Source organism: Lysobacter sp. cf310, from assembly GCF_900114355.1.
Classification (GTDB): Bacteria; Pseudomonadota; Gammaproteobacteria; order Xanthomonadales; family Xanthomonadaceae; genus Lysobacter.
In genome coordinates this window covers 293842-319825 of record NZ_FOSS01000002.1, presented here as the reverse complement: position 1 = coordinate 319825, position 25984 = coordinate 293842, and the positions used below count along the sequence as shown (strand labels likewise).

17 protein-coding genes are annotated in these 25984 nt (G+C 62.1%); 13 read left to right on the top strand and 4 right to left on the bottom strand.

Features of this window, described 5'->3' with window-relative positions; all coding sequences use genetic code 11:
• Nucleotides 1–8: 8 nt before the first annotated feature.
• The gene (locus BMZ45_RS08110; RefSeq protein WP_175488994.1) at nt 9–1442 is read left to right on the top strand and encodes an FG-GAP repeat domain-containing protein; all 1434 of its coding nucleotides are present in this window, start codon (nt 9–11) and stop codon (nt 1440–1442) included.
• Between the two features lie 128 nt (nt 1443–1570).
• Here BMZ45_RS08110 and BMZ45_RS08105 read toward each other — a convergent pair whose 3' ends face one another.
• On the bottom strand, nt 1571–3121 hold the full coding sequence (locus BMZ45_RS08105) for an SDR family NAD(P)-dependent oxidoreductase (protein ID WP_091636339.1): 1551 nt from the start codon (nt 3119–3121) through the stop codon (nt 1571–1573).
• A 292-nt stretch (nt 3122–3413) separates the two neighbouring features.
• Here BMZ45_RS08105 and BMZ45_RS08100 point away from each other — a divergent pair, with 292 nt between their 5' ends.
• Together BMZ45_RS08100 and BMZ45_RS08095 are read left to right on the top strand one after the other, a co-directional pair.
• The gene (locus BMZ45_RS08100; RefSeq protein WP_091634868.1) at nt 3414–3971 is read left to right on the top strand and encodes a DUF3228 family protein; all 558 of its coding nucleotides are present in this window, start codon (nt 3414–3416) and stop codon (nt 3969–3971) included.
• Nucleotides 3972–4241: 270 nt separating this feature from the next.
• Nucleotides 4242–5459 carry a hypothetical protein gene (locus BMZ45_RS08095; protein ID WP_091634866.1) on the top strand — a complete coding sequence of 406 codons (1218 nt, stop codon included), beginning with the start codon at nt 4242–4244 and terminating at the stop codon, nt 5457–5459.
• A gap of 258 nt (nt 5460–5717) precedes the next feature.
• Here the strand turns inward: BMZ45_RS08095 and BMZ45_RS08090 are convergent, their stop codons facing one another.
• On the bottom strand, nt 5718–6203 hold the full coding sequence (locus tag BMZ45_RS08090; protein ID WP_139215440.1) for a hypothetical protein: 486 nt from the start codon (nt 6201–6203) through the stop codon (nt 5718–5720).
• A 418-nt stretch (nt 6204–6621) separates the two neighbouring features.
• Between BMZ45_RS08090 and BMZ45_RS08085 the strand changes: the two genes are divergently transcribed.
• The 4 genes from BMZ45_RS08085 (at nt 6622) to BMZ45_RS08070 (ending at nt 13970) form a co-directional block, all read left to right on the top strand.
• A complete protein-coding gene (locus tag BMZ45_RS08085) occupies nt 6622–8613 on the top strand; it encodes a M13 family metallopeptidase (protein WP_139215439.1) in 1992 nt (663 codons plus the stop codon).
• Nucleotides 8614–9168: 555 nt separating this feature from the next.
• Entirely contained in the window at nt 9169–9714 is a 546-nt protein-coding gene (locus tag BMZ45_RS08080) for a hypothetical protein (protein WP_091634856.1), read from the top strand.
• 218 nt (nt 9715–9932) lie between these two features.
• A complete protein-coding gene (locus tag BMZ45_RS08075; RefSeq protein WP_091634853.1) occupies nt 9933–11819 on the top strand; it encodes an AAA family ATPase in 1887 nt (628 codons plus the stop codon).
• A gap of 87 nt (nt 11820–11906) precedes the next feature.
• Nucleotides 11907–13970 carry an AAA-like domain-containing protein gene (locus BMZ45_RS08070; protein WP_091634850.1) on the top strand — a complete coding sequence of 688 codons (2064 nt, stop codon included), beginning with the start codon at nt 11907–11909 and terminating at the stop codon, nt 13968–13970.
• Between the two features lie 612 nt (nt 13971–14582).
• Here BMZ45_RS08070 and BMZ45_RS21965 read toward each other — a convergent pair.
• A complete protein-coding gene (locus BMZ45_RS21965; RefSeq protein WP_256374551.1) occupies nt 14583–15062 on the bottom strand; it encodes a transposase in 480 nt (159 codons plus the stop codon).
• A gap of 589 nt (nt 15063–15651) precedes the next feature.
• On the opposite strand from BMZ45_RS21965, the gene BMZ45_RS08060 reads away from it, so the two are divergent.
• The 6 genes from BMZ45_RS08060 to BMZ45_RS08035 all read left to right on the top strand — a co-directional run bounded on the left by BMZ45_RS08060 (nt 15652) and on the right by BMZ45_RS08035 (nt 25147).
• The gene (locus tag BMZ45_RS08060; RefSeq protein ID WP_175488992.1) at nt 15652–19884 is read left to right on the top strand and encodes an RHS repeat protein; all 4233 of its coding nucleotides are present in this window, start codon (nt 15652–15654) and stop codon (nt 19882–19884) included.
• Between the two features lie 719 nt (nt 19885–20603).
• A complete protein-coding gene (locus BMZ45_RS08055; RefSeq protein WP_091634848.1) occupies nt 20604–20978 on the top strand; it encodes an SCO4402 family protein in 375 nt (124 codons plus the stop codon).
• Nucleotides 20979–21111: 133 nt separating this feature from the next.
• A complete protein-coding gene (locus tag BMZ45_RS08050; protein WP_091634845.1) occupies nt 21112–22227 on the top strand; it encodes an XAC2610-related protein in 1116 nt (371 codons plus the stop codon).
• 66 nt (nt 22228–22293) lie between these two features.
• Nucleotides 22294–23937 carry a peptidoglycan-binding protein gene (locus BMZ45_RS08045; protein ID WP_091634842.1) on the top strand — a complete coding sequence of 548 codons (1644 nt, stop codon included), beginning with the start codon at nt 22294–22296 and terminating at the stop codon, nt 23935–23937.
• Between the two features lie 153 nt (nt 23938–24090).
• On the top strand, nt 24091–24657 hold the full coding sequence (locus BMZ45_RS08040; protein WP_091634839.1) for a hypothetical protein: 567 nt from the start codon (nt 24091–24093) through the stop codon (nt 24655–24657).
• 97 nt (nt 24658–24754) lie between these two features.
• Nucleotides 24755–25147 (top strand): GFA family protein, encoded by a 393-nt coding sequence (locus tag BMZ45_RS08035; RefSeq protein ID WP_091634836.1) that lies wholly within the window; start codon nt 24755–24757, stop codon nt 25145–25147.
• A gap of 56 nt (nt 25148–25203) precedes the next feature.
• Here the strand turns inward: BMZ45_RS08035 and BMZ45_RS08030 are convergent, their stop codons facing one another.
• Nucleotides 25204–25881 carry a DUF2306 domain-containing protein gene (locus BMZ45_RS08030; RefSeq protein WP_091634834.1) on the bottom strand — a complete coding sequence of 226 codons (678 nt, stop codon included), beginning with the start codon at nt 25879–25881 and terminating at the stop codon, nt 25204–25206.
• Nucleotides 25882–25984: the final 103 nt, after the last annotated feature.

Sequence of the window (25984 nt, the reverse complement as noted above, 5' to 3'; positions counted from 1 at the left end):
GAAACCGAATGCGTAAGTTGGCCGCCGCCGCCTTGTTGTTGGTCGCAACCGGTGCCCTCGGGCTGGGCTTGTACGACCTGTACTTCCCAGAAGATGCGGCCGCTTTCGATGATCGCACGTCCGATCGGGAAGTCATCGTCGTGCGCGGCGCCGCTAGGTCGGCATATCCGGCGTCTCCGGCTGCGCCCGATAAGGCCGGTGCAACGGAGGTTTCTCAGGGCCACGCCTTGCCCTTGTTCTCGCGCTACGGCTACCTGAAGACTGCGGCGCAATCGTCGCAGGCGGGGCAGGGCTTGCAATACACCTTCCCCGTTCGTTATCCGCTGACCAACGCAGTGGGCGCCGTCGTTATCGGTGACCTGGACGGCGATCGCCAGAACGATGTGGCGGTGGCTTATGTCGGCTCGGATAACCGCGGCAAGGTCACGGTTTTTCACCGCGGTGCGACAGGCCTCGTCCGCGGACAAACCTACGATCTGAACACCGGCTACAACTCTATTTTCAGCGGGATGGCCGTCGGCGACTTGAATCACGATGGCAAGGACGACCTGGCCGTTGCCACCGAAATCGGCGTTTGCCTGATCGTCAGCGGCCCCGCCGGCCATGCACCCACGATGATCCCTAGCGACATGGCGGTCCGACAGATCGGAATGATGGACATCAACCGTGATGGCCATTTGGACGTCATCGGCATGCATTGGGGCGACTTCATGGGCTCCTACATGCCCAATGCCAGTCGTATGTACTTTGGCGACGGCGCCGGCGGTATCGCACGCATCCAGGACCTGGCGACACCGCAACGTGGGCACAATGACCTGAAAATAGGCGATGTGACGTCCGATGGAATCCCAGACCTGGTAATCGCATCCAGGCAGGCATTCCATGCGTGGGTGATTCCTCATAACGGCGTTGACGGCTTTAAGCAGCCTGTGGCCTACCCCAATCCTTCCCCTCGGGAAAATGCGGGAGTCGCGATTGCGGACGTCAATTCCGACGGCGCGAATGATGTGGTCGTGGCCGTGTACGCCAATGTTCCGGTGTCGTCGTTATGGGTCTACTTGCAGCTTGATGGGGCGTTGGCGGCGCCGTTCCGAATGGAATCGCTGGATTTGCCCGGCACCATGATCGGTCACGACCTTAACGGGGACGGTCGCCAGGATATAGCGGTATTGCACGAAGGGTGGGGCGAGATGGGCGTGTATCTGCAGAATGCCGAACGCAACCTGCAACCTGAGGTATACGCAAGCATCGTGCCTCCAACGACCAGTGGCGCCGACATGTACAACCGCCAAGGCATGGCCATCGGCGATATCACGGGCGATAACTGCCCGGATGTCGCGATTGGCGACTACAACTGGGGCTTGATAGTCCTTGAAGGCCGGAACTGCGTGTCCAAGCCGAGACACAAGAGCGGCCCGATGCAGGCTGAACTCGCGAACTGAAGGGCCACGCTGGGTTGTATCGCGATGAGTGCCGGGTAGTGTGGTATCGGCAGTCGTCGCACCATCGCGCGTCGGTGCGGTCCGCTTACGGTTACCGCACTCAGCCGCCTTCGCTTACGCGATAAGGCTCACCAATCCGTCGGCGCGTAGTCCTTCAGGAACTGCCCCCACACGTGCTCGCCGGTGTTGAACCCATGAATGATCGGGTCGACGATCCGCGCGGCGCCATCGACGATGTCCAGCGGGGGATGAAAGCGTTCCTCGACGATTTTGCGCGCGGCGATTTCGACCGGATCCTCGTCGGTCACCCAGCCGGTGTCGACGCTGTTCATGTGGATGCCGTCGCCGTGATAGTCGGCGGCCGCGGTGCGCGTCATCATGTTGAGCGCAGCCTTGGCCATGTTGGTGTGCGGGTGCTTGGTGGTCTTGAAGTTGCGGTAGAACTGGCCTTCGACAGCCGAGACGTTGACGATGTGCTTGTCGCGCGCGGGCTGTGCGCCCTCGGGTTCGCGCAGCATCAGCGGCTTCAGGCGCGCGTTGACGATGAAGGGCGCCACCGCGTTGACCAGTTGCGTCTCCAGCAACTCCACCGACGGCACTTCGTCCATCTGCAGGCGCCATGAATTGCGCCCGCGCAGATCGACCTGCTGCAAATCCTGGTCGAGTCGGCCTTCGGGGAACAGGTGGGTCTGACCGAGCAGCTCATCGGGCAGCAGCGGTACTTGCGAGAGCTCGGCGGCACGGGCGAGGCCCATCGCGCCCAGGTCGGAGCGGTTGGCTTGCAGCGCGGTCGCCTCGGCGCCTGGCAACAAGTCGCTGCTGCGCAGGCCCTGGTACTGGCCGATCAACTTGCGCACGTGCTCGGGCAGGGTCTGCAGGGCGGCGGTCTCGCCGGCCATCATGTGCGCATAGAACGCCGGTGGGCGGCGCACGGTCTGGCAGGCATTGTTGATGATGAAGTCCAGGCGCTCGCGCGTGGCCAACAGTTGCGTGCAGAACGCTTCCACGCTGGGGGTGTGGCGCAGGTCCAGTCCGAACACTTCCAGCCGATCGCCCCATTCACCGAAATCCGGCTCGGCGGCGTAGCGCGCGGCCGAATCGCGCGGGAAGCGGGTGGTTACGATCAGGGACGCGCCCGCGCGCAGCAATTTCAAACCGGCCTGGTAGCCGATCTTGACGCGCCCGCCGGTCAGCAGCGCCACGCGTCCGCGCAGGTCGGCGGTTTCGGTGCGCTTGAAGAAATTCAGTTCCGCGCAGGGCGGGCACAGCTGATCGTAGAAGTGATGGATGCGCGTGTACTTCTTTTTGCACACATAGCAATGCAGCAGTTCCGGCGACTCGTTATGGCCCACCGGATCGGTCGCACGGTTGCTGGGGTCGTGCAGGCCGGGCGCCTGCGGCGGGAAATAGTTGGGCGTGGTGAACACCGGCTTGCGGCGCAGGGTGCGGATGCCTGTCTGATCCAGCAGCGCCTCGGTCGCGCGGGCTTTCTCCTGCGCCCGTTCGCGCGCCTGATCTTTGGACTTGCGTCGCCGCGCCCGCGGCTCGGGATGGTGAACCAGCGCGATCGCCTGCATCAGGCGCTCGCGTTCGTCCGCGGGCAGCGCATCGAGCAGGCTACGGTCGGCGATGATCGCTTCCAGCAGCGCCAGGGTGGCCCGCAGACGATCGCCGGACAGGGCGGCTTCGGTGTCGCAGACCGGCGAGAGGGGCGGGGTAGGTGCGGCGTCGGTGTTCAAGGACAGATCCGTGTTGCATGCATAAACGGTGGGAAAGGTTACGGGAAAAGCGGGGTTGCGGTGATTTATTCGCCAAAATGGTGCGGCAGCCGGGTCCTGAACGCGCTCGCTCGGCCGGAGTGCGATTCCAGCGCTGCGTCAGCGCTCCGAGCGGATCTCAGCGCAGCACGGCGGCCGCCAGTCGCCCGGGTTCCCGGCGCGTCCCTGGCCCCAGCTACCCGATAATGCGCCCATGACCATCGTCCTCACCGACTTCGCCCGCCCGCGCCTGTTCCCGCGCGAACCGCGCCGCAACACCATCCAGGACTGCACGCCCGAGCAGTTCGAGCGCCACCTCAACGAGGTCGCGCCGCTGCAGGTGCTCGACGGCTACGCGCCGTTCTGCAAACTGCACGTGCATCGCAACTGGACCTCGACGCGCTGCCTGGCCGTGCCCATCACCGAGGCCAACCGCCACCTGCTGCGCACCGACTACGACGCGCGCACCAAGGACGAGCTGCCCGTGCTGGTGCGCTGGTTCGAGGGTCTGGACCCGCCCGTGGCCGACTACCTCATCGTCATCCTCTACAGCCGCGAACAACTGGCGAAAGAGGGCACCCATACCGACGCCGACTGGGGCGTGGTCGGCTGCATGTACACCGCCGAGCCCATCGAAACCCCGATGGCGCCCATCACCATGATGCGCAACGCCCTCGGCGTGGAAGAGGGCGGCTCCGGCGTAACGCTGGACCGCGCCGCCTACCAACGCAGCGTCGAGTTCTGGCGCGCCCACGCCAACTGGCGCGGCTAAGCACAGCCCCAAACTGTCCTCCCCAACCCAGTCTCCCCCTTTGAAAAAGGGGGATTAAGGGGGATTTGCTCTTGCTCCACCCGCAGAGCCACACAGCCCCCTATCGCCCTCCCACACCAACGCAAGCCCCCATCCCGCGTTCTGCAACCCAACCCACAAATCCGCAACCCCCACCGCCGCCCCTGTCATATCCCCGCCTGTCCTCCCGTCTGAGGAAACAGCACGCCGCAATGACTGCGGCGTCTGCCCACCAAGGAATCCAGGCAACCCATGAACAAGCTCAAGCCGCGCCTGCTGGCGTCCCTGCTGCTGTCCGCGCTCTCCCTGCCGGCCCTCGCATTGGAGCCCTGCAACCCCTGCAACCCGGTCGACCCGCCCAAGGTCTACGCCGTCGGCACCGCCTACACCCCGAACTGGCAAGCCGCGATGTGGGTGGACGGCGTGCGCACCGATCTGCCGCCGTTGGTCAACGCCTACAACACCGGCGCCAAGGAGGCCAACGACGTGGTCGTGGTCGACAACTTCATGACCGGCGAGCCCGACATCTACGTGGCCGGCACCGCCAACATCACCACCAACAACGCCGCCGCCGCCGACTCCTCGGCCATGGTCTGGAAGAACGGCGAGATCCACAGCCAGATCCCCAGCATCTCCAGCACCTACGTCAACCAGTTCGCCGGCGCCAAGGGCTTGTTCATCGACAACGGCAATATCTACACCGCCGGCTACACCGATGCGAAGTTCAGCAGCATCGCCGGTCCGCAGCCCAACTTCGCCGACATGAAGCCGGTGTACTGGAAGAACGGCCAGATGACGCTGCTGCCGATCAACCCCAGCGCTTACCGCGGCATGGGCACGCGTATGACCGTGCGCAACGGCAATACCTACGTCATCGGCACCCATGCGTTCACCCTGGAGGGCCACCCGGCAACCCCGGGCGTGTTCGGAAGTGGGGCCTTGTGGGTCAACGGCACCGAGGTGCAGTACACACCGATGCCGTACCCCGAGACCGTCACCACCACCACCACCCAGCTCTACGTCGGCGGCGCGCTCGCGCCCTACGCGAACGAAACGGTCTACCGCGCCGGGTACATCTACCGTGCCCTGTCGCTGGGCTCGGTCTCCGCGGGCACCGGCTCGCCGGGCATCTTCTACGGCGTGATCCTGGGCAAGGCGGGCATGACCTCGCGCGTGACCGACATGCAGATCGTCGGTACCCGCATCTACGCCGTCGGCTGGGAGCTGCGCCCCAGCGGCAAGTACGTGGCCAAGCTGTGGATCAACCAGTCCGGCGTCGACTTGTCGGAAGAGAGCGAAAGCGCCATCGCCACCTCGGTGTTCGTGCATGGCAACGACGTCTACGTCGGCGGCAGCACCAACAACATCCTCAACCAGTACGCCAAGGCGGTGATCTGGAAGAACGGCGCGATGACCAGTATCAACGGCACCGCGTTGGGCTCGCACATCACCTCGATCTACGTGAAGTAACCCACGCATCGCACCCGGGACGCTCGTGAGCGAGCGTCCCGGCATCCGCGATACTCCGCTGTGGGGTAGGAGCGGCGTAAGCCGCGACTGCGCCCCCACACATGCCGGCGCAACCGTGCCTGCCAGTTTCCTGCGGGAGCGACGTAAGCCGTGATTGGCTGGCACGTGGTTGGCGCCGCGATTCCGAGTCCACGCGATCGCAGCTTATTGGCCGAAGGAAATCGCTAGCGGACGCCGCTCCTATCCCGACGAGTCCGACTACCAGGTCACCGTCAAATGCACGCGGAACCGATGCAACGCATCGCCCGAGATCGACCCGCTGCGCATCTCCACCGTGTACCCGCAGCCGCCGGACGGCATCGTGCCGGTGTAGCGGTAGGCATGGGGCTCGAACGGGCCGTAGTCCACGCCCAACCGCTCCCATTGCTTGCTGTCGTTAATCAGCGCAACGTAATCGCGTCGCAGCGCGACCATCTGGTCGTAATTCATCAGGCCGAACCACAGGGTGCAGTAGCGATTCGCGCAACGCGCACCGTCGATCTGCACGCCCTCCGGCAGCGGCACCGACTCAGGCCAGCCGTCCGGGCGCGCCGCGACTGCGGCACCCACGCCGACCTTGGTCACACGCTCCGACATCGGAACGCCAGCCTCGGCATCCCGTCCCGCCGACGCATAGCCCGTCAGCGCGCACAGCCCAACCGCCGCCATCACCGCCAGACCGCGGCCACTCAAGTATCGATTCATCTCATTCCCCTGTTGTATGCATCCACGCAAACGGCTGCCTGCGTAGCCTTACCTGTCGACAGCGGCAGCCAGTAGGCGCGGCCCGGAACGCCACGAGCTTAAGCGAGAAGCCAGCCCAGACGAGGCCGCTTCCCGTGCTCCCTGTAGGAGCGGCGCAAGCCGCGACCCGTCACCCCACACACCGCGCCCTTCCCATCTCGCAGCTTTGGGGTAGGAGCGGCGTAAGCCGCGACCGCCAACTCCATATGCCGACGCAAGCCTCCGCAGGCCCGGCTCCCGCCCCACGCCGCACCTACCCACAGCAAGGCCACCCCAGCCAGGACTTCTGGGACGGGCCCCCCTCCAGCCCCTGGCTATAGTGGCCCTACCTTCCAGCAGGGACGTTGCCGTGATCAGGTCTAGCCTTCCGCTCGTCGTATTGCTCGCCGCCTCCACCACCGCCTCCGCAGGCGCCGTGCACGGCATCCAGCCCGCCGACATCAATCGCGCCGGCGACCCCTGTACCGACTTCTTCGACTACGCCAACGGCGCCTGGCGCAAACAGAACCCGATCCCGGCCTACATGGACCGCTGGAGCCGGCGCTGGCAATCCGGCGAGGTCAACAAGGAGCACGTGCGCGACATCCTCACCGAACTGTCCGCGCGCACCGACTGGCCCAAGGGCAGCGCCGGCCAGCTGGCCGGCGATTTCTACGCCGCCTGCATGGACGAATCCCGCATCGACGCGCTGGGCGGCCAACCGATCCAGCCCTGGATGGCCGAGATCAGCAGCCTTAGCGGCAAGGACGGCGTGCAGCGCATGATCGGCAAGCTGCACGACGTCGGCGTGCCCGTGCCCTTCGGCGTCTTCGCCGGCGAGGACCTGCACCAGCCTTCGCGCACCATCGCCCACCTCTACGCCGGCGGCCTGGGCATGCCCGACCGCGACTACTACCTGAAACCGGAGCCGCGCTTCGTCGAAGCGCGCGCCAAGTACCTCGTGCACGTGGCCAAGCTGTTCGAGCTGGCCGGCTTGCCGGTGGAGCAGGCCAAGCAGAACGCCCAGGTCGTGTTCGACTTCGAAAAGCGCCTGGCCGAAGCGTCGCTGGACAACGTGCAACTGCGCGACCCGAAACTGCAGGACAACACCACCGCCTTCGCCGACCTGGCCAAGCTCGCGCCCAGCTTCGACTGGGGCCGCTACTTCGACGCCGCCGGCATCCCACGCAACGCCGTCAACGTGACCCAGCCCAAGTTCCTGCGCCAGTTCGAAAAGGAGCTGGCCACCACCTCGGTCGCGCAATGGCAAACCTACCTGGAGTGGCAGCTGCTCAACTACGCCGCCGACTCCCTGTCCACCCCGTTCGTCGAGGAGAACTTCGCCTTCAACGGCAAGTTCCTCACCGGCGCCACCGAGATCAAGCCGCGCTGGAAGCGCTGCGCCGAACTCACCGACAACCAGCTGGGCGAAGCGCTGGGCCAGAAGTACGTCGAAAAATACTTCCCGCCCGAAGCCAAGGCGCGCATGCAGGAGATGGTCAAGAACATCCTGCTGGCCATGGACGACACCATCCGCGAACTCGACTGGATGGACGACGCCACCAAGCAAAAGGCCCTGGAAAAGCGCGCCACCTTCTTCCCCAAGCTGGGCTACCCGGACAAATTCAAGGACTACCAAGGCGTGGTCGTCTCGCGCGCATCGGCCTGGGACAACCTCGTCGCCGCCCAACGCTGGAACGTCACCGACGGCCGCAGCCAGATCGGCAAGCCGACCGATCGCACGCGCTGGGGCATGACCCCGCCCACCTCCAACGCCTACTACAACCCGCTGCAGAACGAGATCGTCTTCCCCGCCGGCATCCTGCAACCGCCCGCGTTCGACGTCACTGCCACCGACGCCGTCAACTACGGCGCCATCGGCGTGGTCATCGGCCACGAGATCAGCCACGGCTTCGACGACCAGGGCGCCCAGTTCGACGCCCAGGGCCGCCTGGCCAACTGGTGGACGCCCGCCGACGGCAAGCAGTTCGCCGCCAAGGGCCAATGCGTGGTCGACCAATTCGAGGGCTACTTCATCGAACCCGGCGTCCACCACAACGGCAAACTGGTGCTGGGCGAATCCATCGGCGACCTCGCCGGCGCCAAGCTCGCCTACCGCGGCTACCTCAAGTCGCGCGAAGGCAAAGGCCCCGAACCCACCCTGGACGGCTTCACCCCCGAACAGCAGTTCTTCATCGCCTGGGGCCAATGGCGCGGCGACGAAACCCGCCTGGAAACCCAGCGCAGCATGATCCAGGGCGACCCACACCCCATCGCCAAGTACCGCGTCAACGGCCCGCTCTCCAACCTGCCAGCGTTCCAGCAGGCCTTCCAGTGCAAGGCCGACGCCCCGATGGTGCGCCCGGCCAAGGACCGCTGCGAAGTCTGGTGACCCGACCCAACGCGCACGGCGGGCCCCGCCCGCCTTGCGCCCCGTCATCGCCCCCAGGGTGGCCCCGGCCCGTCGCCGCCCCACCTTGCTTCCTGTGGGAGCGGCGTAAGCCGCGATTAGACCCACACACCGCGCCCCTCCCACCCAGCAAGCAGATAGGGAGGCGGCCCACCGGCCAGCGCCCGCCGAAATTTGATCGCGCGCACATTTCGTAGCAGCATGCGGCACTAGGGGTAACACCGGCATACACCACGCAACCCGGCTCCACACGGCCGGGCGGCACGCCGTCATCGAATCTAGGGAGGGGATCGATGCTCATGCGCCTCAACGGTCGGGCTGGACAGCCCGATACGCGTTCGGCGACCGGCTGCGCGGCCGCGCGCCGCACCGGTTCCCGCATCCATCACCACCCTCACCCCGCCGAACACCGCGCAGCCGCGCCATCCACCGCTGCGGCCAACGCGCCGGTCATCGGCCGGCGACGCGTGCCTGCCCACGTCTATCGGCGCTAAGCGCCACCTCCCTTAAAAATCAATCACTTACTCAGGACTCCCCATGCCCATCACCCTACGCAACACCACCCAGTACATCGCCCAGTTCGTGGTGCGCAAAGGCGGCCAAATCATCGCGCGCCTGCCCGGCATCGCGCCCGAAGCGCAGATGACGGTGCCCACCGCAGACAGCTACCAGGTCACCGCCATGACCATCATCGACGGCAACACCTACACCTCCGCCCCGATGGACGTGACCGGCGCCGTCAGCTTCCTGGCCCAAGTGCGGCAAGTGCGCGAGCAAGGCACCTACGAGTTCGAAGTAGTGCAGGGCTACAGCACCCGCCCTGACCAGATGCAGTTCCAAAAGACCACCATAGCGCCGGTCACCTTCACCATTGAAAAGGACGGCGTGCCCCTGCAGGCGGTGGTGGTGGCCGACAGCTTCAACATGCAGTCCCTGGATATCAGCGACACCTTCTATGTCTATGCGGTCGTGAACGGGGTCACCACCGACACGTTCAGCACGGCCAATCCCAATGCGACGGTGACGGCGGTTAGCGATACCAGCACGTTGGAGCAGGGGTACTTCACGCTTGAAACAAGTTGAGGTGGCGTAGGCGCGGCGGGCGGGAGGCGGCGTAGCTAGCCCGTGCTCTATCACTTTTCTCGCGTCGATCGTCAAAGCTATTGCTCAGGAAGGTTCGAGTAATGGCTGTATGGCCTGGATAGCGCAAGGAGCCTGCCAGTTTATCGAGCGAGCTTGATGCATCCTGCAGCACAGTGAAGTCTAGCGATCAAGACATTTGACTAAGTTGGGGGCGGCGTATGCGTTTTGTGAGGTTTAAAATAAATAACTTCAAAGGCATCAAGTCTGCTGAGCTGAATTTGGTTCCGGCAGGAAATAATGTATTTACTCTGATTGGGCTGAATGAAAGTGGTAAGACGACGGTTCTCGAGGCGATTGATGATTTTGGGGCGAATAGTGAAGGGACGGAAGCACTTTACGGAGCGGAAAGGGCATCAGAGCACGCATCGTTTGTGCCAAAGCACCTGAAGGCGAATTTTACGGGAGATGTGACAATTGAGGCTCTGTTGCGCTTTGATGATGGCGAAATAGATGCCGTGATCGAAGAGGTATACCAGAAGGCAGGTGCCAAGATATCAAAAGAGTCAGTTCCGAAGGAGCTCAAGGTCGTTCGTGGCTACAGGTTCGTGAATTCAGATTATGATTCGCGTATACATACATGGGCGACAAATCTTTATGGAAAGAAGAAAGGTGACCGCTCCGAGAAGGAAATACTAATAAATGATGTGGTCGGAAAAGTATTCGTCGCTTCTGTAAATCGACTTGTGCCAAAAGTCGTATATTTCCCGACTTTTTTGTTTTCAACGCCTGCCAAGATAGTTCTAAATCCGGATGGGGATGACGAGAGTGATGTCAATAGGTTGTACCGTCAGATAATTCAAGATATTGCGAGCTCATTGGACAGTCCGCTTGATGTAAAAACTCACATCGTGGATCGAATGCTAAGTGAGCAATCGGCTGTGCAACAACTCTTGAACATGATGATGTTGGCGCCTGATAAGCAACAACAAATTAATGCGACTTTGAATGCATTGTCGGCGCATTTAACGAAAACTGTTTTTGATAGTTGGGGGAAGATATTCTCTGGTAATTTTAAAGGCCGAGAGATATATGTTCGCCTTGGTGTTGATAACTCGGATGGGCGTCAGGAAGTTTATTTGTGGTTTGTGCTCAAGGATGGGGCAACTGAGTACGATGTCTCTGAGCGATCATTAGGATTTAGATGGTTTTTTTCCTTTTTGTTGTTCACTCTTTATCGCGTATATGCAAAAGGATCGCGAGGGTCGACGCTGTTTCTTCTGGATGAGCCTGCCTCAAACTTGCATGCGCGCGCGCAAATGCAATTACTCGATAGCTTTGCTCGAATCGCGGGCCGTTCAAATGGAATTATGTATTCGACTCATAGTCATTATATGATAAAGCCTGAGTGGCTTGATCAAGCTTTTGTGGTTTCAAATAAAGCAATTGATTACGAAGGGCAGGGTGAAGAAAATGGCTTTGTGTCGAACTCGCCAACTGAGGTGATTGTTGAAAGATATCGGGCATTTGTTGCAAAAAATCCGGGTAAGACGACCTATTTTCAGCCAGTTTTAGACAAGCTGGAGGTGGTTCCGAGTCGCCTCGATATTATGCGGCCATCGGTATTGGTTGAGGGGAAGGGGGATTTTTTTATTCTTGAGTATGGGCTTCGAGTTATGTTGAAGCCAAAAAAGAGTCACGTGTCCGTAGTTCCCACAAGGGGAGCTGCCGGTATGGATGAGTTGATCGGGTTATTCCTCGGTTGGGGGGTGAATTTTTTAATTTGCCTTGACGCTGACAAGGCTGGTAAGGAGGCTCGTAAGAGGTATCTGGCAGAATGGGGCCTCTCTTCAAGTAGAGTAATGACACTTGAAGAGGTTGAGGGGGTGCCGAAAGGGGCGAAAATTGAAGATTTGCTCTCGCCGGACGACATCAAGTTAGTGAGCGATCGTCTACAGATTGTTGGTAAACCTACGAAAAGTCAGATCCAGCTTTTTTTTAGCGAGGCTTTGGCTCGTGAAGAACGCTTGCCCATGTCGGATGCTTATTTGAAACGAATCGAAGCATTTCAGCGAGCCGTTAGCGGAGCTCTTATGCCGCCCAAATGAAAATTGGCGGCAAGCTAGAAGGGTTTTATGCCGCGTGAGCCTGCGCGCTAACGTTAGAACGTTGTGGCGAATGGATTGGGAGGGGGTATGAGGCAAGAGATTGTAGACTACGCACGTAGTAGGCCTAAGTGCGAGCGTCTTTTTCGTGCTTTGTCCACATCTTTCGATGTGACATTTGCGACGGATCGAAAATTCCATCGTGCAGAGTTTTATGTTTTCTTTCTAAAGCCTGATGTGGAGGTTGCGCAGGCTTTTGGTTTGAATTACGAGATTCTCGGTGTTTACTCGCCCTTTCCGACGGCACAGCCAAGAATGGCTCAAGCGATTGAGCAAATTATTAACGATGCGCCTGCAAAGGGAAGGGTAGATAGGATTGTTGTGTTCGTGTTTTCGGACGACTTTCAAGTAGCTGAATGGGCCGCCCGCTACGCCATGGACCACCCTGATTCTAGGATAATGATCGCTGCCCACGCGGCCTCTCTTGCGAGTGCCGTAAACCCAAAGAATGCTGTTCGTGACCTGCTGCAGAGTCGTCTGTACCACATCGATTTGTTCGATTATCGCCTCCCGCTCAATAGCGATGCATTCTATTTTGGTCGGAGCCATGATCTAACCAGGATTACTGGTGCGATAGATAGAGGTGAGAACGCTGGTATATTCGGCCTCCGCAAGACTGGGAAGACATCTTTTATTTTCAAACTTCGTAGGGTCTTGGAGGATTCGGATAAGGCCTGGTTCTTTTACTATGATTGCAAACTTCCTGAAGTCCGAAGCTTGCGATGGGACGCGCTTTTAACGCGCATTTCAAAGGATATTGCCCAGAAGTTAGGCGTAAAGTGGAAGGACCCTTCTGCTGATCAGGATGTGACAGTAGTTTTCCGGGATCTCGTGTTGAGGTCTAGGGTGAAGATCGTGCTCGCATTTGATGAAATTGAGTTCATTAGTCCGAATGCAATTCTTGATCCGCATTGGAGGCGAGACTTTGTAGATTTTTGGCAAACCATTTGGGGGGTGCAGTCGCAGATCAGAAAGTTGGTTGCGATTATTTCAGGTGTTATCCCTAAGGTTGCTGAAGTGGAACGCTTTAGTGGCGTTCAGAATCCCTTGTTCTCGATCGTTCGGCCGCATTTCCTTAAGGGCTTCCCAGAGGAAGATGTCGGGAAAATGGTAAAAGCCATCGGCGGCAAGGTTGGAGTGGTCTTTGATGATAATGCCATTAGTCACTTGGTTGGACGGTACGGTGGTCATCCATATCTTACGAGGCTTGCATGTAGCAGTGTCCTTGATGCGCTGGATCTCAAAGGCGCAAAGCGCCCCATCAAAGTTGCAAGCGAGGATTTGATTGCCAATCAGGACGGCCGCGAGCGGCAATTGCTTCCCTATGTTAGGCATATCGTGACGGAGTTGAAAGATTTCTACCCTGTTGAGTATGAAGTTTTAGAGATGCTGAGCCTCAACAAGTACTCTGAGTACCACGATCTGGCGGTTGATCCCGAGTTTGTTGAGCATCTCAGGTCGTTTGGAATTGTTGCTGAGGTGAACGGGCTTGATGAAATTTCTATACCTGTTGCAAAGAAATATATTGCCTCCGAGTGGGGTAAACGTAACGGAGTCAAGTATTCAGTTGAGGTGGTGCCTAATGGCGAGCGTGCGAATTGGTATAGATTGAAATCAAGGGCCATTCTGGACGGTATGCGTCAATTGGCCGACTATTTTAGGCAAACACTCAAGCAGCCATTTCTTCCTGTTGGAGGAGTGTCTGAAGCAGATAAATTTGTCGATGCCCCTTTAGCTAATGATGCCCATTCATATAGTGCTTTTTTCATTATTGCAAATAGATGCTTTGTTGAGTCGATCGAAGTGTTCATGAAGGAAAAAGGTGTGCAAGGCGCCGTCAATGGCCATCTGCATGATGTTCTGCCGCGGTTGGCGATTGCGCTGCAGCGGATAAGAGTTTATAGGCACGATGCCGGGCATATTGAGCTAAGTGTGCCAAATGCAATCAGGTTGCGCGATGACTTCCTGAAAGAAGACCTGGGGGGGCGCCAGCGCGGAACGGTTGAAGACGTCCATTTTGTTCTTCAGCAGTGCGCTGTCGACGGTTTGATGAATGCGATTCAAGCGGAATTAGTGGCTAATAGGCTCGTATAAACCAAGGGGGCGTAGATGCACGGGGGCGCGCGAGTCAGAGTGCATTTTCCAGGCCGGCTCAGGGCCGCTTTAGGCTTGGGCGATCAGAGGGTGTAATTACCGAGTGCTCTGGGCAAGAGTCGGATGTGAGCTCCGTAGTTTTCCCCTATTCGAGTTTTGAATATCGCCAAGGGCCAGATAGCGTTGACCTCACCCAAAGTGTTTGAGGACCACCATGCAAAACGGACGCAACGCCCAGGCAGTCGAACCCCTGAGCTACTCACTCCCCAGAAACAGGGGGCAGAGTGCACTTTCAGCTACAGCGCCCCCGCCAGCTCACGCCTTACGTGGCCGCCCGATTTTCGCCGGTCCGGCGGGACGCTGTAGTTGTTCCTCGATCATCAGAAACAAGGGGTCAGAGTGCACTTTCATCTGCAGCTCCCCGCCAGCTCACGCCTTACGTGGCCGCCCGATCTTCGCTGGTCCTGCGCGACGCTGTAGTTGTTCCTCGATCATGGTGCGGAAGCGATCTCCGCCGAGTGCATGCTGGCGTTGTAGGCGCAGTCGAATGACATCCAACTCTTCTGGGTCGAGCGCTTCTTCGACGAACTCGCGATACGCATGTGCGCGCCGTTAGGGCTGCGGGTCCAATGCTAGGTAGGCAGGGTGCGCGGTGATCAGTGGGGCGTGTTCGCCTAGCGCATTGGCGTGATAGCTAGACCAGCGATACAGGTCAGGCGTGGCCGCCAGCCCAGCCCGTACAGGGTTGAGCTCGATGTCGCGGTAGCACCGCAGTAGGTAATGGTCGCTGTCCACCGGGCAGGCCTTGTAACGCCCCTCCCAAAGCGTACCGGTGCGGTGGTATCGATCGTTCACGTAGCGGACAAAGCGTCGCCCCAGTGCTTGCATCATCGAGCCGACTTGACCCGTCTGGAACGGCGTCACTAGCAGGTGCACATGATTGGTCATCAGGACATAGGCGTGGACCGCGCAACCTATGCGCCCGGCGATATTGCTAAGTTCGCTCAGATAGCGAGTACGATCGATCTCCTCGAAGGAGCAGGGGCGGCGATCATTGCCTCGCTGTACGACGTGTTGAGGGACGTGCGGCAGGTCGAGGCAGGGCTAGCGGGGCATGCGACGTCTCCATGCGAGCTGCGTGCAGTCTCCGAGAATCGCCATTAGACATCCGTAGGCGGGCGTCGGCCGTTTGGGTAGGAAAAGTCCACACTGCCCCGGTTTTCTGGCTGACCTATGCATGCGATCGCGGGACTTGGACGTAGGCACCGGAGCCGAGGCTGCAGACATTCGGGTGATATGGCTAAAGCTGAGTGGGCGGCGGTAGGTTTTTTTACTCACCCGATACACCCCGGAGCGCCGCATACACCCGATTGAAGGCCGGCGCTGCGACCGAGTCCTCGATTCGGACACGGCCGCCCAGCAGGGTCAGCATCGGCGACCCCGCTCCGCCATAAATAGACAAGCCGCGCGCCTTGTGCCGCGTGGGCTCCGACCGCGATCATGTCTGCTGATCGCAACACTTCGGGGACTGGGGATGACACGGATTACACGGGCCTTCGCGCTCGCGCTGCTGCTGCTGTGCGCAACGGCCAACGTTGGGGCGCAGGAGCATACGCTGCCGTCCACCACCATGTACCAGGGCGGTATTGACGGGAAGACCACGTTCTTTACGAATGCGAACGTGGCCTGCCGACTGGTGGGCGACTCCGTCACCCGGAACTCGCCGCAGCCGCCGATCACCTATGCGAATGGTCGATTCGGCACCCATCCGACCGCCGGCATAGGGTGCTACTACGACGAGACCGATCGTTCGACCGGGCAGACGCAATACAACGTTTTCCGCCAGAACTGGGTGGCGCCCAAGCAGGTGTGCCCGGCTGGGTACAACTACCTGAAGAACCAGTTCACCTGTGTGCGCTACTCGTCGGTGGTGGCGCCCGCCAAGGCCTGCCAGCACTGCCCCACGGATGTCGGCAACCCCATCTCCGTCAACAGCGGCGTCAAGATCGAGCGCGCGCGCGATGAGCTGACCGCGCAACTGAGCCTGGCGCGCAGCTACAACTCGTTCCCCACCTTCATCGGCTCACCGAACCCGTATGGCGGCTCGTGGTTCTCCGACCTGACGCGCGAGTTGGTGGTAAGCGAGGCGCGGCCCTCGCAGTTCCAGGCGGCGCTGGTGATGCGCGCGGACGGGCGCTCGCTGGCGTTCACCCATGACGGCAATGGCCAATGGAAGCCCGAGGACGACCTGCGCCAGTACCGGCTCATTCCGTATCAGGTGGGCGGGCAAAGCTTCTGGGAGCTGCGTAAGCCGGGCAACGCACAGGAGATCTACGACGCTCAGGGCCTGATCCAGCGCGATCTGCGCGACGGCCGCGTGGTGGCGACCTACGCGCGTGATGCCAACGGCCGGGTGGCCTCCGTCACCGACGCCAACGGCCGCGTGTCCACGATGACCTACGGCGTCAACGATCAGCTCAGCCGCATCGACCTGCCCGACGGGCAGGCCATCGTCTACGGCTACGACGCCAACGGCCAGCTGGCCAGCGTCACCCAGGGCGCCTCGGTCACGTCCTACAGCTACGTCAAGATTGTCAACAGCTGGTACCTGACCGAAGTGGCGCACAACGGCGTGGCGTACGCCACGTTCACCTACGACGGCAGCGGCCGCGCCATCACTACCGAACATGCCGGTGGTGTCGACCGCTACGTGGTCAACTACGGCGCCGACGGCAGCAACGTCAACGTCACCACGCCGCAGGGTGGCAATACCCAGTTTCAGTTCCAGACCCGGTTCGGCGTGCGGGTGCCGAGCCAGCAGGTGGAGTCGGGGGCAGGTGGGGTGACCATCGCCGCGGGCACCGTCTACGACACCAAATCGAACGTCTCTAACCGCCGCCGCGGCGACTTGCTGACCTGTCTGTATTACGACACCGATTGGCTGCGCGTAATCGCGCGTTACGACTACCCGGCGGCCACTACGGCCCAATGCCCGGCCACCGACGTCTTGGCCGCAGCCAGTACCCGCCTTCGCAGCGAAACCACGGCCTGGGACACCGCCTTGGACCTGCCCACGCTGCGTCAGACCTACACCGCCAGCGGCGCCTTGCTGGCCAAGCAGGATTACAGCTATAACGCACGCGGCCAAGCGCTGACGTCGACCGCCACCGACCCGGCGACACCCGCTAATACCCGTACCGGCACCACCACTTACTGCGAGCAGGGCGACATCACCGCCGGCACCTGTCCGCTGCTGGGCGCGGTCACCTCGGTCAACGGCCCGCGCACGGACGTTGCCGACACCACGCAGTTCACCTACTACGCCAGCGACGACGCCACCTGCGCCAGCGCCCCGACCACTTGTCCGCACCGCAAGGGCGACCTGTGGAAGGTCACGAACGCGCTTGGCCAAGTCACCGAGACCCTGCGTTACGACGGCGCAGGCCGCCCGCTATCTGTTAAGAACCCCAATGGCGTCGTCACCGACATGGAGTACCACCCCCGTGGTTGGCTGACCGCCAGCAAGGTGCGGGGTCCCACTGCCGGCAGCGAAACCGACGACGCGATCACCCGCTACGAGTACACGCCCACCGGCTTGGTCAGCAAGATCACCCAGCCCGATGGCAGCTACACCACCTTCGGTTACGACGCCGCGCATCGCCTGACCACGGTCACCGATAACGCCGGCAACCAGATCGTCTACACCCTGGACAACGCCGGCCAACGCACCAAGGAAGACACCAAGGACAGCGGCGGCGTGCTACTGCGTACCCTGTCGTGGGTCTATAACCAGCTCGGCCAGCTCAGCACCGGCAAGGACGCCTACAACCACGCCACCGGCTACGTCTACGACGCCGCTGGCAACCTAGATACCGTCACTGATGCGTTGAGCACGATCACCGACAACAACTACGACCCGCTGGGCCGTCTGGTGAAGACCCTGCAGGACACCGCCGGGATCAACGCCCAGACCCAGTTTCAGTACGACGCGCTGGACCGCCTGACCCAGGTCACCGATCCCAAGGGCTTGAACACCCAGTACCAGTACAACGGCCTGGGCGACCTGACCCAGCTGAGCAGCCCGGACACCGGCGTCACCGGCTACACCTACGACAGCGCCGGCAACCGGAAGACGCAGACCGACGCCCGCAACGAGACGGCCACCTACAGCTACGACGCCCTCAACCGCGTCGTCGGCATCGCCTACAGCGATACCGCGCTAAACGTCGCCTACACCTACGACACCACCCAGGCCGTTTGCCAGAGCGGTGAGACCTTCAGCGCCGGCCGCCTGACCCGCATGGACGACGGCAGCGGCAATACCCGCTACTGCTACGACCGCCGCGGCAACGTGGTGCGCAAGGTCCAGACCACCAACGGCCAGGTGTTCACCCTGGTCTACGGCTACACCCTGGCCAACCAGCTGTCCTCGGTCACCTATCCCAGCGGAACGCGGGTCGACTACACCCACAACGCCCTGGGCCAGCCCAGCGGCGTGACCGTCACCCAACCGGGCCAGGCCCCGCAGGTGCTGCTGACCAGCGTTACCTACTACCCGTTCGGTCCGGCGGCCGAGCTGGAATACGGCGATGGCCGTCGCCTCAAGCGCACCCACAACCAGAACTACCAGCCGGGCGTGATCGAAGACGTGGGCCCGGACGGCCTGTCCCTGGGCTACGAGTTCGACGCCGTCGGCAATCTGATCAAGCTGCGCAAGGGCGACCAGTCCGAACCGCCGCTGCGCGCTTACGCCTACGACAAGCTCGGCCGCCTGACCGAGACCCGCGACGGCACGACCAATGTGTTGCTGCAGGGCTACACCTACGACGCCACCGGCAACCGCACCAGCAAGACCGACGCGGGCGCTACGCAGACCTACACCTATCCGACCAGCAACCATCGCCTGTCGCAGGTGGGTGCTACGGCTCGCACATACGACGCTGCAGGCAACACGGCGGCCATCGGGGGCACCGCCCAGGAGTTCATCTACACCGCGGCCAACCGCATGGGTCAGGTGAAGCAGGGCGGCAATGCGGTGATGAACTACGCCTACAACGGCCGCGGCGAACAGACGCGCCGTTACCCGACCAACACGTCAACGGCGCAGACCTATGCGAGCTATGACGAGGCAGGTCATACGGTTGGCGTGTACGACCATGCAGGCAATCGCGTCCAGGAAGTCATCTGGCTGGGCGATCTGCCGATCGGCTTGATCGACACCAACAAGCTGCACTACGTCCAAGCCGATCACCTGGGTACGCCGCGCAATGTAATTGATCCGGTCGCGGAGAAATCCGTATGGGCGTGGCAGTTGGGCAATGAGGCGTTCGGCGATAGCGCACCGAATCAAGATCCGGACAACAACGGTGCCGCGTTCGTGTTCGATCTGCGGTTCCCTGGGCAGCGCTATGACGCGATTAGCGGACTGAACTACAACTACTTTCGAGATTACGAGTCGATTACGGGTCGCTACGGCACCAGCGATCCAATTGGCCTCAATGGCGGAGTCAACACTTACTTATACGTCGACGCAGATCCTTTGTCAGTGATCGACAGGCATGGGCTGATGGGCCAGGTCATTGGTCAGGCGGTTTGTGAGTTTGTCGCCAGTATCGGTGGATACTGGCATAAGAGAAAGGAGGATCACTATTCAAGGTATAGCAGTGAGCGCAGGCAGAATGCTGAGAACGAATGCACGCAAATCTATCTAAGCTGCCAGTACAGCCCTAGTCCTTCTTGTGTTCCAGATGCGTTAAAGATATGCGACAAGATAAGGGCTGCTGTCGAGTGTGAGCTGCGCGGAGAGCAGAGAGATCTGGGGCTCGTTGACCCGGTCCCGTGGTGGGACATCGTCGGCGGGCTTTGCAATCTTGGAATAGTCGGTACTAAGCCGCCCAAGAGTCCAGTGCCATGAGGTCCTTGTTCATAATGTTTCTGTTTGGGCTGTGCGCATGCGCCGAGACTGGCGGGCCCGAAGGGTGTGAGCAGCTCTCTGTATTGATATCCGAGCAAAGTGTAGAAGTGGAAAAACTAGACGCTGCCTTTCGAAGGGGCGGGTTTGAATCCAATGAATTTGTTGCTCACATAGAATCTATAGAGGGCAGGCAGCTTCATGTCGTTGATCGTTGCATGTCTTATGCAATGAATGCGGGGGCTAAATGCAGCGAATACCACGATGTGAGGACGCTGCGCGATGTGGGCACAATCATGCGCGCATTGAGGATCGCCGTAGATGGCGAGAAGCCGCCAAGTCGAGTGTTTGTAAGTGGGATGCTTGATGCAGCGAGCGAGGCATTGGCAAGGCCGAAGAAGGGTTCTTCCTGCTTCAATCGAAAGCGATAGAAGAATGTGTCAGATCCGCTTTGGAGAACCGTCGGCGGTCGTTGTTGAAATGAGAGCGAGATTGGGATTGACGACGCCCGCCGAGACAGCGGTCAGTGTCGACTTTTTGAAAAGTCGACACCGGGGAACGGGGGCAGAGTGCACTTTCAGGTGCAGTTCCCCGCAAGCTCAAGCCTTACGCGGCCACCCGATCGCTATCGGTCCGGCGCGATGCATTAGCTGCTGCTCGATCATGGTGCGAAAGCGACCTGCCAAGCGGTGAATGGGTTAAGTGGAGCAGTGGAACAAGCCATGAATGACATCAAGTATCCGCATATGCGGCGGGAATTGATTGACGATCTATGGGCACTCTTCGAACCTACGCGCGCCGCGGATAAATTTGCGCTGCGCTCAACCGCACTAGAACATCTGATCCATTTCTTGTACGACGACACGTCGCTCGGCAGTGATGCTGACGCAGCAATAGGATGGTTTCTTAGAAGTCACGCCGAGGCCGAGGCGATAACGGTTCTGGTGAAGAGCTTCGATCGCTTCTTTTCCTTGTATGGGCTGGAGCCAGATTCCGAGGGGTACTTTGAACCGCCCGAATGGCTGGAAGTGGAGGGGAACGGATTGCTAGCACTGAGCCTGCTCAGAGATGGGGCGTCAAAGGGCAACGGCAGTTAGCCTAAGAAGGCCGGTCCATTTACTTGCCGCGTGGTGTTGTGGAGAAAGTCGAATTACGCCCGTCTTACGGCCGTCCCCAGTTGGTGTGCTATAAGCCCACTTAACCGTCTCTTCTACCCTAAGAAAAGCAGGAATGGCTCGTTACAAGGACGATCTAGCGCAGCGCCGTCGGCGCAGCCGTACACTCATGGTCAGCACGGTGCTGCTGGCCGTGCTGTCGGGCTGCCAAGGCCCGGCGCAGTCGCAGCCTGCGGCCGACGCTGCCGCGTCGGGCCAGGCCGAGAAGGCGGCCGCCACCGCGCCCGCAGCCGCTCCAGTCGCGGCGATTACACGGCTGGATCCGCCGCCCCCACAAGGCAGTCGCAAGTACCGCGATTGCTTGACCGCCGCGCGCGACGACACCCAAGCGCAATCACGTTGCCTGGACGACGAACTGGCCTATCAGGCCCGTGCCTTGGATCAATTATTTCAAGAACGCACCGTCGAGCTGGCCGGCGCGGAGCGTGAAGCGCTGCGCGCGCAACAAGCTGCGTGGGAGGACAAGACCGACCGTCTGTGCACCGCAACTACGCCGGCCTCGGGGCCTGGCGGCGCCGACGGTGGCGAGTGCCGGCTGGAACGCATCATCGAGCGCTTCGACGTACTGGCCGATGAATCGTTCTCTGCTGCACCGGCGCTGAGCGCGCGGGGCGTGCCCGACGCGCAAGGTGCGCTGCGCCTGAAGTTGGGCGATGCCGTCATTACCTTGAGTTCGGAGGGGTGCAGCGGGCAGGGGCGGATGGTGTGCCAAGGCCCCAGCCTGCAGATCAAGGCGCCGGACCTGGCTGAGCCGCAAACGCTGACGCCGGCGCAGGTGGTGGTGGCCTTGCCGCCGCAATCCGGCGCCACCGGCTATCGCGGCCCCCTGGACACGGGCTTTGCCGACGGTTGGCACAGCTTCGCATTGTCGGACCTCAACGCCGACGGGCATGAGGATCTGATGGTCTGGACCGGCTTGGACGGCACTTACGGCGATCCGTCCTACACCTACTATTTGTACGACGCCAGTACTCGGCGCTTGGTCGAAAACCGCGCGCTGGCGGAACTGGTGCGTGGGCAATCGGTGTCGCGCATCGCCGTGGGCCGGCTGTACGTGTGGTCCCGCAGCGGGGCCTGCGAGCGCGGCGAGCAAACCATCGACGCGCGCGCCGGCACGCCCAAGGTCGTGGAACGCAAGCAATACAACACCTGCACCAAAAACGCCCCGTAACACGGGCCGGGGCCGCGCACGACGCGCGGCCCCCAGGAGTTCAAAGACACAAGGAGATAGGACGTCATGAGCGATGGATACGGGCGCAGTGCCGCTTCCCCCATTACCCGCGATCAGGCGGTGCGCCTGATCGTGCAAACCTGCTTGAACGAGGGCGTCACCGACCAGCGCCAGATCGCCTACGTGCTGGCCACGGCCGAGCACGAAAGCCTCAACTTCACCAAGCCCGAGGAAGACTACGGCCGCCAGCAGGCCGCGCGCCTGGGCTACCAGGGCGGCGAGGAGTACTTCGGCCGCGGCTACGCTCACCTCACCCATCGCGACAACTACCAACGCCTGGGCGAAGCGCTGGGGCGCGGCAGCGAGCTGGCGGACACTCCCGCCTTGGCCGCCGATCCGCAAACCGCCTCGCGCGTGCTGGTGATCGGCATGCGCGACGGCCTGTTCACCGAGCGCCGCCTGGACCAATACGTCAACGCCAACACCACCGACTACGACGGCGCGCGCGCCATCGTCAACGGCAGCGACCGCGCCGCCCACATTGCCGGGCTGGCGCGCGGCTGGGAGGGCCAGGTCGCCGACCTGGTGACCTCCGTGCAGCGCGACGGCGTGGACCTCACGCCGGCAGCGCCGGCGCCTGCCGCCGACGCCGTTTTGCGCAGTGGCGACGCCAACGCGCGCGCGTTCGAAATGCAGCAGTACCTGGCGGCGCTGAACGTGCGCGGCACCAATGGTCAAGCGATTTCGCCTGACGGCGATTTCGGCCCGTCCACCGCGCAAGCCGTGCGCAACTACCAGCGCGACGCCGGCATCACCCCGCAGACCGGCACCGTCGACCAGGCGCTGATGGACCGCATGCGCGGCGACGTGCTGCAGGCCGACCCCAACTTCCGCCTCAAGAGCATCACCGACCTCTACGGGCCCTTGAACGACCGCGTGTTGAACACCGGCGACCGCGGCGATCCGGTCGCCGACCTGCAGGGCCAACTGCGCGGCCTGGGCTACCGCGACAACGACGGTCTGCTGGACGTGACCCGCCGCTACGACGCCAACACCCAGGCGGCCGTGCGCCGGTTCCAGCGCGACGAAAACATCGAGCCCGCCAACGGCATCGCCGACGAGCGCACCCGCGACGCGATCAACGCCCGCGCGGTGGAGCGCGGGCTGCCCGAAGCCGCCGAAGCGGTGCGCCGACGCCAGGAAAACGCCGCCGCGCCCGACCCGCAGGCGCCGGCCCAGCAAGCCCCGGGCGCCGCGCCCGTCGCGCCGCCGGCACAGCCGCCCGGCGACCAGCGCCAAGGTGCGGTCCAACCCACCGGCGGCGCGCAAAGCACCTATGCCTCGATGTTTCCGCAGGTGCTGGACCACGTGCACGGCGTCGAGCGCGAACGCGGCATCCCCGCCGGCCAACACAGCGCCAACCTCGCCGGCGTGCTCACCGTGGCCAGCCTGCGCGCGGACATCAATCCGGACCGCGTGGAGTTGAACAACGACGGCTCGCGCGCCCGCGCCGTCGAAGTCAGCCGCGTCAACGACCACCCCGCGTTCAACCGCAGCACCGAAGCGGTCCACACCGCCGCCGCGGTCGCCGTCCCGCAACGCCAGAGCGCCGAGGAAGGCGAGCGCGTGGTGGCCGAGCGCGAGCTGGCGCAACGCACGGCGACTCAGAATCAGACCCAGACGCAGGGCTCGGGCATGAGGATGGCCTAGCCGGGGCGGAGCGCGCTGTCCGAATCGCGCCCCTGTAGCCGGCGCTGCCGCCCGCGGATGCGGTGCGTCGTGCGTTGAGCCGGTGACGCGGCCTCGCGGCGGCGCGCTACAGTCGCGGGCGTGTGCCCTCATCGGATCAAGGAGCGCCGTCTCATGGAAGATGCCACGCGCAAATCGCTGCGTTTCGCAGCGGTGTTTCTAACCGGCGGCCTGTTGCTCTCGATGACCGTCTTGGCGAATCCGCCCGAAGACAGTCCCACCGCGCACTGGTATGCGCAGACCTACGGCGTGTCCATCGCCGAAGCCGAGCGCCGCACCATGCGCGAGCTCGAGATCGGCAAGCTGGGACAGCGCATCGAGGCCGAACGGCCGGACACGTTCGCCGGGCTGTACATCGAGCACCGGCCGACCTATCGCGTGGTGGTGCGCTTCACCGGCGACGCCAAGGCGCAACTCGCCGCCTACAGCGACGATCCTCTGTTCGTGGCGGAAACCGCGCCACGGTCGCTACAAATCCTGCACAGCACCCAGCAACTACTGACTCAGCGCCTGCACGAGGCGGGCATCGAGTTCCTGTCCGAAACCGATCTTAAGACGTCACATGTCGACATCTTCGTGCGAGACGTGGAGCAAGCCGCCGCGTGCCTGGCGGATCTGCCGGTGATGAAGGAAGGCTTCGTCCGGATACACAAGACCAGCGGATTCATCGAGCCGACCTAAGCCGGGTGCGGATCCCGAGCCGATACGCGTGGACACGCGCTTGACTCCGCCGGCGTTACCGTCCGCTGTGGCCGATCTTGCTTAGAGGAGATGCACCATGGAGCGAATCACCGGCAGTTGCCTGTGCGGCGACGTCCGATTGGTGGCCTCGGGCCACCCCTACCGGGTCGGTCTGTGCCATTGCCTCGATTGCCGGAAGCACTCGGGCTCGGTATTCCACGGCTCCGCGATCTTCCCCGAGGACGCGGTGACGGTGGAGGGCGACACCCGCGACTACGCGGGCCGCTTCTTCTGCCCGCGCTGCGGCTCATCGGTGTTCGCGCGCATGGGCGACGAGATCGAGGTGAGCCTGGGCGCTCTGGATGTTCCCGATCGATTGACGCCGACGTACGAGAACTGGACGATCCGCCGCGAGTCCTGGTTGCCGGCGTTTCCATTCAAGCGGCATTACGAACGGGATCGCGAGGGCACGGGGCGCTCCGAGGAGTAGCGCGCGCGGGCAGCGCTACTCGGGCAAGTGCCTGATCCTGTGCAGTACCCGGAGGCTTATGCCAATTCGGCTTGAGGGGTGGGGGCGCGACGTACCCAGCGCGCTATGGCGGACGTCAGCTCGTAGACCAGCAGCGGCGCGGCCCAGCTCAGCCACAGCAGCGTCGGGATCAGCACTGCCGGATGCGCCAGCGCCATCATGCCCGGCACCTGGATCGACAGGCGGAACACCATCGGCGCCAGGGTGACGATGTAGTTGCGCAGCATCCAGCGCCTGTGGTCCTGCGTGCGGCCGGCGCGGATTGCGATATAGCCGGGCAGGGCGGTGCACAGCCAGGCCAGCGCGGTCGCGGCGAACGCGGCCTGCAAGGCGAAACCGCCGGGCGTGGTGGCGATCAGGCCGGCGGCGCCGACGCAAGCCACCAGCATCGCGCTCAGGTATACGCGGCCGGTCCAGCGGTGCGCGCGCGGGTAGGCATTGCGCAGGCGCGCGATGAACTGCCACGGCCCCAGCAGCGCGGTCAGCGTGCCGCCGGCCAAATGCGTCCATAGCCAGGCGCGCCGCGACCAGAACATGCCGTAGGCGTTGGGGTCTTGCGGCGCGTACTTGTGGAAGGTACCCCACAGGAAGTGCAGCACCACGGCCAACGCGAGCAACCACAACACGGCCCACGCGACGCGACGGGCCACGATCGCGGCGGCGACTGAACCTGCTGCACGGCTGGATGGGGCCATGGTGCCTCGCTGGCGAGTAGTCGGTTAGTGCTTGCTGCCCGAATCATAGCCCGCGCGCCTGTAGGTTCCAGAGCGTCGGCGTTCGCTTCGGCGCACCTCGCGC

Coding starts and splice junctions, on each gene's coding strand:
- BMZ45_RS08070 (WP_091634850.1), top strand. CDS start 11,907: ATGAGGCAAGAGATTGTAGACTACGCACGTAGTAGGCCTAAGTGCGAG.
- BMZ45_RS08090 (WP_139215440.1), bottom strand. CDS start 6,203: ATGAATCGATACTTGAGTGGCCGCGGTCTGGCGGTGATGGCGGCGGTT.
- BMZ45_RS08080 (WP_091634856.1), top strand. CDS start 9,169: ATGCCCATCACCCTACGCAACACCACCCAGTACATCGCCCAGTTCGTG.
- BMZ45_RS08050 (WP_091634845.1), top strand. CDS start 21,112: ATGGCTCGTTACAAGGACGATCTAGCGCAGCGCCGTCGGCGCAGCCGT.
- BMZ45_RS08100 (WP_091634868.1), top strand. CDS start 3,414: ATGACCATCGTCCTCACCGACTTCGCCCGCCCGCGCCTGTTCCCGCGC.
- BMZ45_RS08030 (WP_091634834.1), bottom strand. CDS start 25,881: ATGGCCCCATCCAGCCGTGCAGCAGGTTCAGTCGCCGCCGCGATCGTG.
- BMZ45_RS08095 (WP_091634866.1), top strand. CDS start 4,242: ATGAACAAGCTCAAGCCGCGCCTGCTGGCGTCCCTGCTGCTGTCCGCG.
- BMZ45_RS08075 (WP_091634853.1), top strand. CDS start 9,933: ATGCGTTTTGTGAGGTTTAAAATAAATAACTTCAAAGGCATCAAGTCT.
- BMZ45_RS08055 (WP_091634848.1), top strand. CDS start 20,604: ATGAATGACATCAAGTATCCGCATATGCGGCGGGAATTGATTGACGAT.
- BMZ45_RS08045 (WP_091634842.1), top strand. CDS start 22,294: ATGAGCGATGGATACGGGCGCAGTGCCGCTTCCCCCATTACCCGCGAT.
- BMZ45_RS08040 (WP_091634839.1), top strand. CDS start 24,091: ATGGAAGATGCCACGCGCAAATCGCTGCGTTTCGCAGCGGTGTTTCTA.
- BMZ45_RS08110 (WP_175488994.1), top strand. CDS start 9: ATGCGTAAGTTGGCCGCCGCCGCCTTGTTGTTGGTCGCAACCGGTGCC.
- BMZ45_RS08035 (WP_091634836.1), top strand. CDS start 24,755: ATGGAGCGAATCACCGGCAGTTGCCTGTGCGGCGACGTCCGATTGGTG.